This window comes from Amycolatopsis sp. NPDC058340 (genome assembly GCF_042723975.1).
Lineage (GTDB): Bacteria > Actinomycetota > Actinomycetes > Mycobacteriales > Pseudonocardiaceae > Amycolatopsis.
In genome coordinates this window covers 26,054-41,460 of sequence record NZ_JBHXIB010000045.1, presented here as the reverse complement: position 1 = coordinate 41,460, position 15,407 = coordinate 26,054, and the positions used below count along the sequence as shown (strand labels likewise).

General features: G+C 69.6%; 13 protein-coding genes. 5 read left to right on the top strand and 8 right to left on the bottom strand.

Translation table 11 applies throughout. The features are described 5' to 3' along the window. Positions 1–504: 504 nt before the first annotated feature. The 5 genes from ACFWIW_RS33190 to ACFWIW_RS33170 all read right to left on the bottom strand — a co-directional run bounded on the left by ACFWIW_RS33190 (position 505) and on the right by ACFWIW_RS33170 (position 6,191). Positions 505–2,232, bottom strand: coding sequence for an LpqB family beta-propeller domain-containing protein (locus ACFWIW_RS33190; RefSeq protein ID WP_378372091.1), 1,728 nt, complete (start codon positions 2,230–2,232; stop codon positions 505–507). Further along, positions 2,229–3,908 carry an MtrAB system histidine kinase MtrB gene (gene mtrB, locus ACFWIW_RS33185; protein WP_378372110.1) on the bottom strand — a complete coding sequence of 560 codons (1,680 nt, stop codon included), beginning with the start codon at positions 3,906–3,908 and terminating at the stop codon, positions 2,229–2,231. Before mtrB ends, ACFWIW_RS33190 begins: the two co-directional genes overlap by 4 nt. Before the next feature lie 43 nt (positions 3,909–3,951). After that, the gene (gene mtrA, locus ACFWIW_RS33180; protein WP_005150760.1) at positions 3,952–4,629 is read right to left on the bottom strand and encodes an MtrAB system response regulator MtrA; all 678 of its coding nucleotides are present in this window, start codon (positions 4,627–4,629) and stop codon (positions 3,952–3,954) included. A 111-nt stretch (positions 4,630–4,740) separates the two neighbouring features. Continuing rightward, the gene (locus ACFWIW_RS33175; protein WP_378372090.1) at positions 4,741–5,877 is read right to left on the bottom strand and encodes an NAD(P)/FAD-dependent oxidoreductase; all 1,137 of its coding nucleotides are present in this window, start codon (positions 5,875–5,877) and stop codon (positions 4,741–4,743) included. Continuing rightward, a complete protein-coding gene (locus tag ACFWIW_RS33170; RefSeq protein WP_240599835.1) occupies positions 5,874–6,191 on the bottom strand; it encodes a bifunctional 3-phenylpropionate/cinnamic acid dioxygenase ferredoxin subunit in 318 nt (105 codons plus the stop codon). Before ACFWIW_RS33170 ends, ACFWIW_RS33175 begins: the two co-directional genes overlap by 4 nt. A 153-nt stretch (positions 6,192–6,344) precedes the next feature. On the opposite strand from ACFWIW_RS33170, the gene ACFWIW_RS33165 reads away from it, so the two are divergent. The 4 genes from ACFWIW_RS33165 (at position 6,345) to ACFWIW_RS33150 (ending at position 11,978) form a co-directional block, all read left to right on the top strand. After that, positions 6,345–7,130, top strand: a complete 786-nt coding sequence (locus tag ACFWIW_RS33165; protein ID WP_378372089.1) for an IclR family transcriptional regulator — start codon at positions 6,345–6,347, stop codon at positions 7,128–7,130. Positions 7,131–7,288: 158 nt separating this feature from the next. Next, complete coding sequence (locus tag ACFWIW_RS33160; protein ID WP_378372088.1) at positions 7,289–9,727, top strand: FAD-dependent oxidoreductase; 2,439 nt, start codon at positions 7,289–7,291, stop codon at positions 9,725–9,727. Continuing rightward, the gene (gene solA, locus ACFWIW_RS33155; protein ID WP_378372087.1) at positions 9,724–10,869 is read left to right on the top strand and encodes an N-methyl-L-tryptophan oxidase; all 1,146 of its coding nucleotides are present in this window, start codon (positions 9,724–9,726) and stop codon (positions 10,867–10,869) included. Before ACFWIW_RS33160 ends, solA begins: the two co-directional genes overlap by 4 nt. Next, positions 10,866–11,978 (top strand): aromatic ring-hydroxylating dioxygenase subunit alpha, encoded by a 1,113-nt coding sequence (locus tag ACFWIW_RS33150; RefSeq protein WP_378372086.1) that lies wholly within the window; start codon positions 10,866–10,868, stop codon positions 11,976–11,978. Before solA ends, ACFWIW_RS33150 begins: the two co-directional genes overlap by 4 nt. A gap of 29 nt (positions 11,979–12,007) precedes the next feature. Here ACFWIW_RS33150 and ACFWIW_RS33145 read toward each other — a convergent pair whose 3' ends face one another. The 3 genes from ACFWIW_RS33145 to ACFWIW_RS33135 form a co-directional block, all read right to left on the bottom strand. Then, positions 12,008–12,640 (bottom strand): dTMP kinase, encoded by a 633-nt coding sequence (locus ACFWIW_RS33145; protein WP_378372109.1) that lies wholly within the window; start codon positions 12,638–12,640, stop codon positions 12,008–12,010. A gap of 140 nt (positions 12,641–12,780) precedes the next feature. After that, positions 12,781–13,548: a hypothetical protein gene (locus ACFWIW_RS33140; RefSeq protein WP_378372085.1), complete on the bottom strand. Its 768-nt coding sequence runs from the start codon at positions 13,546–13,548 to the stop codon at positions 12,781–12,783. Further along, the gene (locus ACFWIW_RS33135) at positions 13,545–14,114 is read right to left on the bottom strand and encodes a papain-like cysteine protease family protein (protein ID WP_378372108.1); all 570 of its coding nucleotides are present in this window, start codon (positions 14,112–14,114) and stop codon (positions 13,545–13,547) included. The genes ACFWIW_RS33140 and ACFWIW_RS33135 overlap by 4 nt, the downstream gene beginning before the upstream one ends. Before the next feature lie 250 nt (positions 14,115–14,364). Here ACFWIW_RS33135 and ACFWIW_RS33130 point away from each other — a divergent pair, with 250 nt between their 5' ends. Then, entirely contained in the window at positions 14,365–15,360 is a 996-nt protein-coding gene (locus ACFWIW_RS33130) for a hypothetical protein (RefSeq protein WP_378372084.1), read from the top strand. Positions 15,361–15,407 lie beyond the last annotated feature (47 nt).

Below are 15,407 nucleotides of genomic sequence, written 5' to 3'. Positions count from 1 at the left end.
GCCTCGGTCCGTGAGGGCCTCGGTCCGTGAGGGCCTCGGTCCGTGAGGGCCTCGGTCCGTGAGGGCCTCGGTCCGTGAGGGCCTCGGTCCGTGAGGGTCTCGGTCCGTGAGGGTCTCGGTCCGTGAGGGACTCCTTGCCTACCTTCAGGGTAGGGAAGGAGGCCCTCACGGACTTCCGACGCGCTCCGTCTCGCTAGCGCCGCTAGGAAAGCTAGCGGTACTAAAGGTCCCTTGCTCCCTCAGCGACGTCCTGAAGGCCGCCTTCGGGACGCTGAACGTCTCAAAGGTGGCCTTCAGGACATGGGCCTGAGCGCCCAAGTACATGAAGGCCCCCTTCACGGAACCCCCGCGTCGCTAGCGCTGCTAGAAAAGCTAGCGGTACTAAAGGTCCCTTGCTCCCACCCGGGAGGGCGCGGGGCGAGGTGGACGCGTTGCGAAAGCCACTTTCGCAACGTTGAAGGTTGCGAAAGTGGCTTTCGCAACGTGCGAAGCGACCGACCAACCTCAGCCCGGATAGAACGGGTCCGCGTCGGTGACGGTATGCGCCTGCGGCCGCCAGACCTCGCCCAGTTCGGAGGCGACCCACAGCCCGCCCGCGTCCGCGACGAGGTTCTGCCTGCTCGGCGCCGCGGTGACGCCGTGCACCGGCGGGGTCAGGTTCGAGCTGTTGAAGGCGTCCATCCGCTGCCCGTCCAGCGGCACCTTGACCACCGGCAGCGAACTCGACGACGTCGCGGCGATCAGGTGGTCTTGGGTCGCCCAGTCGACGTCGACGACGTCCTTGAGGTCGCGTTCCTGCAGTTTCCGCGGCGCCCGCAGGGCCACCGAATCCGCCGTCCGCACGATCGAGGCGACCACCAGCTGCCCGTTGACCACCGCGGCCAGCCGTGACCCGTCCCGCGACAGGCGCAGTTCGGTGATCTGCCCCAGCCCGGTGAGCATGGTCGCGTCGACGCCGGCCTTCACCCAGCGGCCGTCCGCGGCCAGGGTGACCCTGGCGACGGTGTTGTGGTCGACCACCGTCCAGACCTCGCCGGAGACCCCGCCGCCGCGGGCGACCGGACGCCAGGTGGGGCGGCTCAGGCTGCCGCCGAAGAGGTCCACCGAAGCGAGGTCGTGCCCAAGGTCGCCGACCCGGAGCCAGTGCCTGCCGTCGCGTTCCTCGACCACCGCGAGGCGTTTGCCGTCGACGGACTGCGCGGCGCTGACGACCTTGTACCCGCCGTTCCCCGCGGGCCCGCCGACCGGCTGCCCGTTCTCGAGCGACCGGACCCGGCCGTTGACGGTCATCAGTCCCTGCAGTTCCGAGTTGGGCGCGATGTCCACGTTGTAGTTGGGCAGTTCGCTGGAGCGCCAGTATTCGTGTTCCGGCACCAGCGCGGTGCCGTCGGCCAGCAGCCGGACCCGGCTCAGCGTCACCGTCTGCAGCGACAGGACGATCTGCGCGGCGATCAGGTTCCGGTCCACGAGGCTGGCCCCGCCGACGCCGGTCAGGTTGATGTCCAGTGTCCCGTCGTCCGTGCTGCGCACGTTGCTGTCGATGGTGACCTGGTCGCCGAGCAGATCCTTGACCGCGCCCTTCAGCCCTTCCGACGGCCCCTGAAGCACCAGGTCCATCACCCGGCCGGGCAGTCCGGCCTGCGGTTTCGCCGCGACGTACCGGAGGTCGGGGACGAAGGCGCCGGAGTCCGGCGAGTAGAAGCTGATCGGCACCCGGAAGTAGTTGAGCGCGAAATCCTCGTCGGTGACGGCGAGTTCCTGCGGCGGGTCCACGATCCGCCATTGCCCGTTCGGCTGCTTCCGCAGCTTGAACTGCTGCGAGTACTCCGCCTTCACCGGGAGGAACGCGCTGTCGGGGCTGAGGGTGCCGAGTTTGAACCCGCGGACGTTCACCACCTGCTCGTCCGGGTTCCCCGAAGACGATGAGGTGTCGTAAACGGTGCCGAAGGTGTCGTCGATGATCGTCAGCCCCGGCGACGGCTTCCAGTTGCGCCGGGCCTCGTCGTCGAGATAGACCCGCGCGGCGGCGCTGGCCGTGCCCGGTGCCGCGGAGTTGCGGATGAACTGGCGGGTGACGGTCAGCGGGTCGATCCCGGCCGCCGGTTCGGGGACGTCCGCCGGCGCCTGCCCGGGTTTGTCCCCGGAGACGACGACGGGCTGGGATTCGAGCGGGATGTTCGCGCAGCCTGCGACCAGCAGGAACACCGCGAGCAGGGCCAGCAGCCGGTTCATCGGCCGATCTCCTCGGGCTCGGCGAGGATCGCGTCGGGCGCCGGCCGGACTTCGAGCAGTCCGGACGACCCGTGCGTGTCGGTCGCCTTGTGATCGGGCGGGGGCAGGAGCAGCGGGCTCTCCCCCATCGGCGTGTCCTGCCGCCGCGGCAGCACCAGCCGGAAGCAGGCACCGTGCCCGGTTTCGCCCCAGGCGTCGAGCACGCCGCCGTGCAACCGGGCGTCCTCCTGGCTGATCGCGAGGCCGAGGCCGGTTCCGCCGGTCCGGCGGTTACGGGACGGGTCGGCGCGCCAGAACCGGTTGAACACCAGTTCCGCCTCGCCGGGCCGGAGCCCGACGCCGCGGTCCCGCACGGTGATGGCGACCGCGGTCTCGTTGACCGCCAGCGTCAGCACCACCGGTTTCCCTTCGCTGTGGTCCACCGCGTTCGCCAGCAGGTTGCGCAGGATCCGCTCGACGCGGCGAGCGTCGACTTCGGCGGGTGCCTCCTCTTCCGGCAGGACGAGTTCGACCGAGCTGCCCGCGTTGCCCGCGATCACCCGGACCTGCTCGACGGCCCTGGTCGCGATCGGCCGGACGTCGATCAGCTCGGCCGAGAGCTCCTCGACGCCGGCGTCGAGCCTGCTGATCTCCAGCAGGTCGCCGAGCAGCGCCTCGAACCGGTCGAGCTCGTCGACCAGCAGTTCGGTGGAGCGGGCGAGCCCGGCCGGGAACTGCTCGCGCGAAGCGTGCAGCACGTCGGCCGCCATCCGGACGGTGGTCAGCGGGGTGCGCAGTTCGTGCGAGACGTCGGAGGTGAACCGCCGCTGCAGCCCGCCGAACTCCTCCAGCTGGCGGATCTGCCGCTGGATGCTCGCGGCCATCTCGTTGTACGAAACGGCGAGTTTGGCCAGATCGTCCTCGCCGAGCACGGCGAGGCGCTGGTCGAGTTCTCCGCCCGCGAACTGTTCGGCCGCCGCGGCGGCCTGCCGGACCGGCCGGACCACCTGTCTGGTGACCAGGTTCGTGATCCCGGCCAGCAGGAGCAGCAGGACGAGCCCGCCGACGAGCAGCGTGTTCTGCACCGTCGAGATGGTGTTCTGCTCACTGGTGAGCGGGTACAGCAGGTAGAGCTGGAGCGGGTTGATCATCGTGCTCACCGGCGCGCCGACGATCAGATAGGTCGTCCTGCCGCCGTCGGCCTCGGTGACCGTGTGGGTCAGGTAGCTGAGCTGCTCGGTCTCGACGAACTGACGCAGCCGCACCGGCACCCGGTCGTAGGGACCGGCGGCCACCGGTTTGCTGGACTGGTCGCGGCCGCCCGCGGCCAGTACCGGTTCGAAGGTGCCCGCCGTCGATCCCGCGCCGTCCTGCGACGACGTCGTGCTGGAGATCTTCTTCAGCGCGTTGTTCATCCGCGCGGTGAGCGCTTCCGGGCTTTCGGTGCCGACACCGACCAGCTCGGCGGCCGCGGTCTCGACGACCGCCCTGGTCTGGGCGATCGCCGCGTTCTGCTTGGTCTCGACCAGCCGGTCGGTGATCTGGTTCTGCAGCACCATGCCCAGCACGAACACCACGGCCGACGACAACGCCAGCGTGGACACGGTGACCCGGAACTGCAGCGAATACCGCCACAGTTCGTTGAACGAAACGATCTTGCGGCGCACGAAAACCACGATGCGCCGGAACTGGCGCATCGTGGTCTGGGCAAGCATTCGCAAGCGTCCGCTCATGGGGTGATCACGGCGGGCCGGCCTTGTACCCGACACCGCGAACGGTCAACACCACCTCGGGGTGCTCCGGGTCCTTCTCCACCTTCGACCGCAGCCGCTGGACGTGCACGTTCACCAGCCGGGTGTCGGCGGCGTGGCGATAGCCCCACACCTGCTCGAGGAGCACTTCGCGGGTGAACACCTGACGCGGTTTGCGGGCGAGCGCGACCAGGAGGTCGAACTCGAGCGGGGTCAGCGGAATGGCCTTGCCCTCCCGCGTCACCTCGTGGCCGGGGACGTCGATCGCGAGGTCGCCGATCGTCAGCGACTCGGCGGGCTCGGCCTCGGTGCGGCGCATCCGGGCGCGGACGCGGGCAACGAGTTCCTTCGGTTTGAAGGGCTTGACCACATAGTCGTCGGCCCCCGACTCGAGCCCGAGGACGATGTCCACGGTGTCGCTCTTGGCGGTGAGCATCACGATCGGCACGCCGGACTCGGCCCGGATCGCCTTGCAGACGTCGATGCCGTTCATGCCGGGCAGCATGAGGTCGAGGAGGACCAGGTCCGGTTTGAGCTCACGAAGCGCGGGCAGCGCCCGTGAGCCGTCGGCCACGACGGCTGTGTCGAACCCCTCCCCACGCAGCACGATGGTGAGCATCTCCGCGAGAGCAGGGTCGTCGTCGACGACCAGAACACGTGCCTTCATAAACCTATGTTCGCACTAGTTTCCCCGTGCGGGCGCGCGACCCGGCGATGTGACCACCAGAAAGATCATCGAATCGGGCAAATTGCTCCATCCGAGTAGGGTCTTCGGGCCCTAGAGAGCACGCCGGAGCCTGGTGAACGGCCTCGGGGAGTCGATCGCGAAGACACCGGCCAGGACATCGCCGCGGTGATAGCTCGCGACGAAGCGCTTCGAAGCCACGTCACCTTCGACGATCCGCACGTCTTCCGTGGCCACTCCGGCGAATTGGAGCCGCCGTCCGTACTGATCGGACCAAAAGTAACCGTGTCGTGCGAAACGCGTGACGGTCGAGCCGGCGAGCAGGTTCGTCACCGCGACACCCGGCTGTTCCCCCGCCGCCGTCCAATGCTCGGCGCGGACCCGTACGCCGCGCAGCGGGCAGCGGTACCGCGCGACGTCACCCACCGCGATCACTCGGGGATTCGCTGTGACACAGCCGGAATCGACCAGCACCCCGTCGTCGACCGCGAGCCCGGAGCCGGTCAGCCATTCGGTGGCCGGCCGCGCCCCCACTCCGGCGACGACGAGATCGGCGCGGAGCTCGCGGCCGTCGGCGAGCCGCACACCGGTGACCCGGCCGGCCCCGGTGAATCCCGCGACGGGGACGCCGGTGATCAGCCGGACGTCGTTTTCCGCGTGCAGTTCCCCGCAGACCGCGCCCATCCGGGCGCCGAGGACGGGGGCGAGCGGCACGGGCATCGCCTCGATCACGCTCACTTCGTGGCCGAGCAGACGGCACGCGGACGCGACCTCCGCGCCGATGAATCCCGCGCCGATGACGACGACCGAGGACGGCCCCGCCGCGAGGGCCCGCTTCAGGGCTACCGCGTCTTCGAGCGTCCGCAAGGTGTGCACGCCGACCAGATTCCTTGCCGCGTCAAGGTTTCTGGCCACCGCTCCGGTCGCGATGACGTAACCGTCGGCGGCGATCGTGGTGCCGTCGCCGAGCGTCACGCCTTCGCGGCCGAGCTTCCCGGCGCGGACGCCGAGGTGCCATTCGGCGGCCAGCGCGTCGAGGTCGTCCTGCCCGGCGAGCGCGATGTCGCCGGCGGAAACCTTGCCCAGCAAGAAATCCTTCGACAGCGGCGGCCGGTCGTACGGCGGTTCGGCGCCGATCATCACCAGCCGCCCGTCGAAGCCCTGGGCACGCAACTCCTGTGCCGCGCGGAGCCCCGCGAGGGAGGTGCCGACGACGGCGACGGTTCTCAAGCCACTTCCTGGCGCGCCTCGGTGTCCACGTAGATCACGCCGTCGGCGACCACGACCGGATACGTGCGCACGGCGTTCTTGGCCGGCAAGCAGTCCGGCGCGCCGGTCCGCAGGTCGAACCGCGCGGCGTGCAGCGGGCATTCGACGTAACAGCCTTCGATCCAGCCGTCGGCGAGCGACGCGTCCTGGTGGCTGCAGGTGTCGTCGAGCGCGTAGTACGCACCCTCGGAATGGAAGACCGAGACGGGCACTGGGCCCGCCAAGCGGACGGCTTCGCCTTCGGGCAGTTCGGAGACGGAGCAGGCACGGATCATCGGGGCCTCCGGGGAAAGGACCGACGGTTTGTTGATGTTGCGTATTACGAGACGGGACGTGCTCTGCGCAACAATCACCCCCGAGGGGCCGGTGCGTCAAGGGATTCGCCCACTCAGCCGAGCGGATCCGGGCGAAACGGCTACTGTTGCGTCATGCGGAACCAGGACGCGGGGAACGCAACGCCCAGTCAGGTGCAGTCCGTCGACCGCGCGATCAGCGTGCTGGAACTGCTGGCACGCAACGGGGAAACGGGGATCACCGAGATCGCGGGCGAGCTCGGCGTGCACAAGTCGACGGCCTCCCGCCTGCTGAGTGTCCTGGAGAACCGCGGCCTCGTCGAGCAGCTCGGCGAACGCGGCAAATACGCGATCGGCTTCGGCGTCGTCCGGCTCGCCGGCGCCGCCACCGGCCGGATGGACCTGGCGAAACTGGGCAGGCAGACCTGCCAGGCGCTGGCGGAGACGCTCGGGGAGACGGTCAACATCGCGATCGCCGACGACGGCGTCGCGATCAACGTCAGCCAGGCCCGCGGCTCGGCCGCGATCACCACGCAGAACTGGACCGGGCAGCGCACCCCGCTGCACGCGACGTCCAGCGGGAAAGTGCTGCTCGCGTACATGGGCGACGTCGAGCGCAAACGTTTGCTCCGGCGGAAGCTCGAACAGTTCACGCCGCGGACCACGGTCGATCCCGACGAGCTGACCGCGGAGCTGGAGCGGGTCGCCGAGGACGGGTACGCGGCCTGTTTCGAGGAGCTGGAGCTGGGGATGCACGCGGTCGCGGTGCCGGTGCACGGTCCCGGCGGCGACGTCGTCGCGGCGATGAGCGCTTCGGGCCCGTCGTACCGGCTTTCGAAGCAGCGGGTGCGGCAGATCGTCCGGCCGTTGACCGAGGCGTCGGCGGATCTCTCGGCACAGCTGGGGTACTTCGCGGAGTGAAGAGGCCGACCTTTTCGGGCTCTTGACAGCGCGCCCGGCCGTGCCGCACTTTGTTGCTGAAGACGGAACAACGTGCCTCATTCGCAACAGCGCCTGTCACCCCGATGCCTCGCGAGTCCTTTGTGGACTTCGCGGGCAGGCAGGAGGTACCCCACACCATGCCCCCCGTACCCCGCGTCGTCGTGATCGGCGCCGGCATCGTCGGCTGCGCGCTCGCCGACGAACTCACCGAACGTGGCTGGACCGACGTCACCGTGCTGGACCAGGGCGACCTGTTCGCCACCGGCGGGTCGACCTCGCACGCGCCCGGTCTTGTCTTCCAGACCAACGCCTGCCGGACGATGACCGGGTTCGCCCGCTACACCGTCGCCAAATACGGCGGGCTCGACCTCGACGGGAACCCTTGTTTCCGCAGCGTCGGCGGGCTGGAGGTGGCCACGACACCGGAACGGCTCGCCGACCTGGAGCGGCGGCACGGCTGGGCCACCGCGTCGGGCGTCGAAAGCAGGCTGATCGATCCCGGCGAATGCGCCACACTGCATCCGTTGCTCGATCCGGCCAAGGTGCTCGGCGGGTTCCACATCCCCTCCGACGGACTGGCCCATCCCCTCCGCGCGGCCGAGGCTCAGGCCCGCCGCGCGATCGGACGCGGCGCGAGGTTCGTCGCGCGGCAGAAGGTCGTCGGCGTCGAACAGTCGGGGGGCCGGGTCACCGGCGTCACCACCGAGACCGGGAGCTTCCGCGCGGACATCGTGCTCTCGTGCGCCGGGATGTGGGGGCCGGTGCTCGGCGAACTGGTGGACCTCACGATCCCGTTGGTCCCGATGGCGCATCAGTACGCGCGCACCAGCCCTTTGCCGTCACTCGCCGGCGTGACCGAGGAGGCCACGAGGCCGATCCTGCGGCATCAGGACGCCGACCTCTACTTCCGCGAACACGTCGACCGGATCGGCATCGGCGCGTACGGGCACCGGCCGATGCCCTTGCCCGCCAAGGAGATCGGCACCGGCGAGGGAATGCCGTCGGAGCTCTCGTTCACCCCCGCGGACTTCGAGGCGTCGTGGACCGCCGCCGTCGACCTGCTGCCCTCGCTGGGCGAGACCAAGGTCGAGGAGGGCATCAACGGCCTGTTCTCCTTCACCCCGGACGGCATGCCGCTACTCGGCGAACACCCCGGCCTCGACGGGTTCTGGGTCGCCGAAGCCGTCTGGATCACGCATTCGGCCGGGGTCGCGCGCGCCATGGCGGAGTGGCTGGTCGACGGCCGTCCTGAAGCGGATCTGCACGGCTGCGATCTCGCCCGGTTCGAGCCGGTGCAGCTGGCCCCGGACCACGTGATGGCACGCAGCTGCCGGAGCTTCGTCGAGGTCTACGACATCGTCCATCCCTTGCAGCCCATGGAAGAACCACGGCCGTTGCGGACAAGTCCCTTCTACGAACGCCAGAAGGAACTCGGCGCGTTCTTCCTCGAAGCGAACGGCTGGGAACGTCCGCATTGGTACGCGGCGAACGCGAACCTCCCCGAGGTCGACCGTATCCCCGCGCGCAACGACTGGGCCGCGCGGTACTGGTCGCCGATCGGCGGCGCCGAGGCGCTGGTCGCGCGGCAGCGGGTGGCGATGTTCGACATGACGTCGCTGAAACGGGTGGAGGTCACCGGTCCCGGCGCGTTGCCGTTCCTGCAGACGATGACCACGAACCAGCTCGGCAAGAAACCCGGCTCGGTCACTTACACCCTGCTGCTCGACGAGGACGGCGGCGTGCGCAGCGACCTGACGGTCGCCCGGCTCGGCACCGAACGGTTCCAGGTCGGCGTGAACAGCGCCATCGACGTCGACTGGCTCCGGCGGCATCTCCCCGGCGACGGCGCCGCGCAGATCCACGAGACCACCCCGGGCACCTGCTGTATCGGGCTCTGGGGCCCGCTCGCGAGAGCCGTACTGCAACCACTGTCCACAACGGACTTCTCCCACCAGGCGATGGGCTACTTCAAGACGAAGCAGGCGTACGTCGGCCACGTGCCGGTGACCGCGATGCGACTGTCCTATGTGGGCGAACTCGGCTGGGAGCTGTACACGAGCGCGGATCTCGGCCGCGAGCTGTGGGACACGCTTTGGGAGGCCGGGCAGGCACACGGGATCATCGCCGCCGGACGGGACGCCTTCTCCAGTATGCGACTGGAAAAGGGATACCGGCTGTGGGGCACCGACGTCACCACCGAACACGATCCGTACGAGGCCGGGCTCGGGTTCGCCGTGCGGATGGACAAGGGCTACTTCATCGGCCGTGACGCGCTGGCCGGGCGTTCGGCGGAGACGGTGGCGAGGAAGCTGACCTGTCTCACCGTCGACGATCCGTACTCCGTCGTGCTCGGCAAGGAACCGGTGTTCGCCGACGGCCGTCCCGCCGGGTACGTCACGAGCGCCGCGTACGGCTACACCGTCGGCAAGAACATCGCCTACGCCTGGCTTCCGGTCGAGTTCACCCAGCCGGGGAGGCCGCTGGAGATCGAGTACTTCGGCGAGCGGATCCCCGCCGTCGTCGCGAACGAGCCGCTGTTCGACCCCGCCATGGCCCGGATCAGGAGCGCCGCATGAGCCATTACGACGTCATCGTCATCGGCCTCGGCGGGATGGGCAGCGCCGCGGCGTACCGGCTCGCCCGGCGAGGACGGCGCGTGCTGGGCATCGACCGGTTCGCGCCCGTGCACAACCTCGGATCCAGTCACGGCGGCTCACGGATCACCCGGCAGGCGTATTTCGAGGATCCCGCGTACGTCCCGCTCCTGCTGCGGGCGCACGAACTGTGGGCGGGCATCGAACGCGATTCCGGCCGGAAGATCTTCACCCGCTGCGGCGGGATCATGCTCGGCGGCCCCGATTCGCGGACGGTGTCGGGCAGCCTGGCCAGCGCCCGGACCTGGGATCTGCCGCACGAACTGCTCGACGCGGCAGAGATCCGGCGCCGGTTCCCGACGATGAACCCGGACGCCCACGAAATCGCGCTGTACGAGGAGAACGCCGGCTTCGTGGTGCCGGAAGGCAGTGTGGCGGCGCATCTCCAGCTCGCCGCGCGGGCCGGGGCGGAACTGCACCACGAGGAGGAAGTCCTTTCGTGGCGGGAGACGTCTTCCGGGGTGCGGGTGGGCACGTCGCAGAGTTTCTACACCGCGGAACAGCTGGTGATCTGCCCCGGCGCCTGGGCACCGGGGCTGCTCACCGAGCTCGGGATCGAGTTCACGATCGAACGCCAGGTCCAGTACTGGTTCGCGCCGTCGGGCGGGGCGGCGCCGTTCCGGGCCGAGCGGCATCCGATCTACGTCTGGGAAGGCGAGGGCGGCCGCCAGTTCTACGGCTTCCCCTCACACGACGACGCCGGAAGCGTGAAGGTCGCGTTCTTCCGCGGCGGTGAGACCTGCACGCCCGAGACCATCGACCGCACGGTGCACGCCGGAGAGGTCGGCGAGATCTCGGAATTCGTCGGGCGGAAGATGCCGTCGCTGCCCGGCGCGTTCCTGCGCGGGGCGACCTGCATGTACACGAACACGCCCGACGAGCATTTCGTCATCGCCCGCCATCCGGCGCACGAGCGGGTGGTGGTCGCCTGCGGTTTCTCCGGGCACGGCTTCAAATTCGTCCCGGTGGTCGGCGAAATACTCGCCGACCTGGTCGTGGACGGCACCACCGCGCAGCCGATCGGGCTGTTCGACCCCGCCAGGTTCGCCGGAGTCGCGAGATGACGAGCCTCATCCCGACGCTGGGCGGCGGCTACTACACCGACGTCGCGATCTTCGCGGCCGAGCAGGAAAAGATCTTCGAACGTCAGTGGTTCTGCGCGGTCCGGTCGGCGGATCTGCCGTCGGCGGGCGACTTCCGGACCGTCCGGATAGGACGGGAGAGCGTGCTCGTCAGCCGGGGCCGGGACGGCGGGCTGCGGGCGTTCCTCAACGTCTGCCGCCATCGCGGCGCCCGGCTGTGCACGGAGGAATCCGGCACGGTGAAACGCGCGTTCCAGTGTCCGTACCACGCGTGGACGTACGGGCTCGACGGCAAGCTGATCGCGGCGCCGAATCTGGCGAACCTCCCCGACATCGACCGGGCCGAGTACGGGCTGCACACCGTGCACCTGCGGGAGTGGCTGGGGTACGCGTGGGTCTGCCTCGCCGCGGACCCGCCGTCGTTCGAGGCCGACGTCGAAGGCGCGGTGCGCGAACGGCTGGGCGATCTGGAGTCGATCGAGCGGTACCGCCTCGACAAGCTGTCGGTCGGGCGCCGGATCACCTACGACGTCAAGGCGAACTGGAAACTGATCGTCGAGAACTTCATGGAGTGCTACCACTGCGCGACCATCCATCCGGAGCTGACCGAGGTGCTGCCGGAGTTCGCCGACGGGTACGCGGCGCAGTACTACGTCGGGCACGGCGCCGAATTCGGCGAGGACGTGGAGGGGTTCACCATCGACGGCGGCTCGGGCTTCGACCGGCTCGACGGCGTCGCGACCGACCAGGACAGGCGGTACTACGCGATCACCATCCGGCCGCAGGTGTTCGTGAACCTGGTGCCGGACCACGTGATCTTCCACCGGATGTACCCGCTCGCGCCGGACCGGACGGTCGTCGAATGCGACTGGCTCTATTCGGAGGAGGTCGTGGCGTCGGGGCGGGACGTGTCACGGTCGGTGGAGCTGTTCCACCGCGTCAACGAGCAGGACTTCGACGCCTGCGAACGCTGCCAGCCCGCGATGGCGTCCCGCGCCTACCGCGGCGGCGGGGTGCTGATGCCCTCGGAACACCACATCGGCGAGTTCCACACCTGGCTGCTCACGCGTTTAGAGGACGAAATGCGGTAGTTGCACACGCAAGGACCGCATTCAGAGGACTAATCGCGGAGGAGGGCGGTCGCGAGGGCCGGGGTGTCGACAACGGCGACGCCGTCGAGAACGTGCCAGGGCGCGAGCCAGCCCGTCGCGGCGAGCTCGTCGTAGACCACCGAGCACCGTTTCTGGAGCGCGTCGTCGGTCTCGAACGAATCCCGCGCGCGGTCGGCGTCGGTCTCCGCGCGGCGCTGCGCGCGATCGGCGGCGACGTCGGCGGTGACCCGGAGCAGCAGATGCGCGACGGGCACCGGCAGGCCGAACCGGTCGATCTCCAGTTCCTTGAGCCAGCGCACGAACTCGCCGTCCGCGCCCTGGTGGAGGCGGGCGGCGCCGTACGCGGCGTTCGACGCGACGTACCGGTCGAGCAGGACGACGTCGTGATCGCCGAGCCGCGCGCGGATCTCGTCGGCCGCGCCCCGGCGGTCGAGCGCGTAGAGCATCGCCATGCCGTAGACGGAGTCGGCGAGGTCGCCGTGCCCGCGGTGCAGCGCTTCCTTCACGAGATCGGCGTGCACGCTTTCGCCGTACCGAGGGAACGCGATGGACGTGACGCTCGCCCCGGCCGCGTTCAGCGCGCCGGTCAGCGCGTCGGCGAGCGTGCGCTTGCCCGCGCCGTCCAGACCTTCGATCACCACGAGTCGTCCCACGGGCCAAGAATATGACCAGCACCGCGAAGCGGTTCCATTGAGGGCGGTGGCGGGGGCATGGATGGATACGGGGCCGTGGTCGACCGGCGGGCCAGACGGGGTCAGCTCACGTCCGGCCCACCGGTCCGCTAGGGGACGCGCCTCTTCGAGTGCAGGAAGAAGCCGGCGACACCGATGAGGAGCAAACCGCCGAAGATCAGCAGCGGCACGAAGCCGGTGTCCTGCGCGTCGGGCGCGGGGCCGCCGTCGCCGCGGGGCATCACTTGGGCGTTGTAGCCGCCGGCCTTGCCCTCCTGGGCGTACGGCGAGCTCGCGAGCATGTCGCCGTAGCGGCCGGAAACGGTCTTCTGATACTCCGCGAGGGTGGCCGAAGCACCGGTCGCGGAGCCGCTGGCACCCGAGTCGAGCAGCGTCACCTGGCCGTCGCGCAGCGCGTACCAGGCGTCGACCTGGGGTTCGTGGAGCAGCGTCGCGCCGGCGGGCAACCGCCGCGCCAGTGCGCTCTCCCGATCGCCCGAAGCGATGTTGCCGACGCGCCAGGCGCCGTCGTCGCCGCGGACCGACCAGACGGTCGCGGTCTGCCCGTCGGACGCCGTCACCGGCACCGCGACGTAGGCGAGCCGTCCGGCGACCGCGCCGTCACCGGCGACGAAATCCCTCGAAAGCTCGTAAACCGGGAAGGATTCGTCGACGACGGTCACCGACGGCGTGCGACCCGAACCACCCGTCTGTGTGAAGAAGCGGCCGAGCTCCGCACGGAGCGTGGGGTCGGCGGCGGCCGCCTTCGCGGCCGCGAGTTCTTCACCCGACAGCTGGTCCGCGCGCGCTCCGGGCGCCGAGATCAGCAACGCGACCGCGACCAGCCCGGCGAACCCGAGGAACCGCCGCGCGCTCATCGCCGGATCCCGGTGAGGGTATGGGTCCAGGTGAAGGACTTGTTGGCCGAGTAGAAGTCGTAGGTCGACCAGTTGTACCGGTTGCCGGTGGGCAGTGGATCCCCCCACGAGACCCACTTCCGGCCGGCGTCCGCGCCGTAGAGGACGTGCATGTGGCCGCCGCCCGAGGCCCAGCCGACCCGCGTCTGGACGGGCTTGCCGTCGCCGGTCTGCGCCTGGACGGCGGCGAAGGGGATGCGGCCCTTGAGGTAGTTCCCGGGGGCCGAGAAGCCGAGCTTGCCGAACGCGCGCCGGACATCGCCAAGCGTTCCCGGCTTGTCGGCGCACTCCCGGCGCCGCTCGGCGTGGGCGATCCGGCAGAATTCGTTCTGGGTGACCGACACGCCGTGGTGTGCCGCGATGGTGTTGCCGGAAGCCACCCAGCACCACTGGGACTTTTCCTGCGTCTGCATGGCGATGGGGTGCTGGCGGGCGGGCGCCGATGGCAGCGCGCTCGCCGGGGTCTGGATCGCCAGCCACGCCACGAGACTCGCGGCGCCGGCGGCGCGAACCCTCCTCGAGAACACAGGCACGACGGGCCTCCTGGTCACCATGGCGAACCAATGTGGTCACAACGGTGAACAGCAGGCTCACACAGAGCAAGATGGGCACTCGGCGGAACGGACCGTTCCGGGGCGTTTCCACACCCCGGAACGGTCACTCTTCCGGGGTCAACAACCCCGAACGGGGGACGTAGTGTTCACAGTGCGCTGCTAACGTGAACGTTCCGCGGTGTTCACGCTCAGCGCACACACTGGTCTGGTGAAGGGACGAGCGGTGACACGAGACGGGGACACCCCGACGATCATCGACGGCACGCGCCGTCAACCGCTCGAAGCCTTGCCCAAGGAGCTCGTCGAGGCACTCCGCAGCGGCGAATTCCACCACGCGCTCCGGCAGGCGATCGCCTACCGCGGCCTGTCCCTCGCGCGGCTCCGCGCCCACCTCGGGCTCCGCGGTGTCCAAATCGGACAGTCGACGTTGAGCTATTGGCAGCGCGGATTGCGCCAGCCGGAGGTACCCAAGGCGCTCCCGGCGGTCCGCGCGCTGGAATCGGTGCTGCAGCTGCCCGCGGACGCGCTCGTCGTGCTGATCGGGCCGCGGACGGCGCGGGCGCGCGGACACCAGATGGCCGCGTCGTTCCACGACATCCGGTCCGGCGACATGGGCTCGATCGTCGACCAGCTGCTGGCCGAACTGGGCGCGTACCCGTCGTCCAACCGCTACAACGCCGACCTCGAGATGCTCGCGGTGCACGACACGATCACCTTCGACGCCGCGCACCGGCAGGTCTCGCTGCACACCCGGCTGGTGTGCCGGGCGCGGCGTCACGGCCCGGACCGGTACGTCACCGTCTACAACGGCGACCCCGGCTGCAATATCGGCGACGTCGAGCTGATCACCGCCGAAGGCTGCCGCGTCGGCCGGATCCGGCGCAACGCCGAAGCCGAGACGATGGCCACCGAGCTGCTCTTCGACCGGAAGCTCGCCGAGGGCGAGATCCACGTGTTCTGCTTCGAGGTCCGCGACGACTCCGGCACCGCTTCGCCCGGCTACTTCCGGATGCTGCGGGACCAGTGCTCCAGCTACCTGGTGCAGCTGAAGTTCGCGCTCGGCGCGCTGCCCGCCCGCTGCACCCGGCAGTTCCGGACGCGGGACGACGCCGTGCCCGTCGAGTCCGAGGAACTGCCGCTCGACATGGGCGGGGTGACCAGCGGTTTCTTCAGCGACGCCGGGCCGGGGCTGGCCGGTATCGAAGTGGAGTGGCAGTAGCGCCTTGGGCCTCGTGAGTGGCAAGGACGGTTAGAACCGTCCTTGCC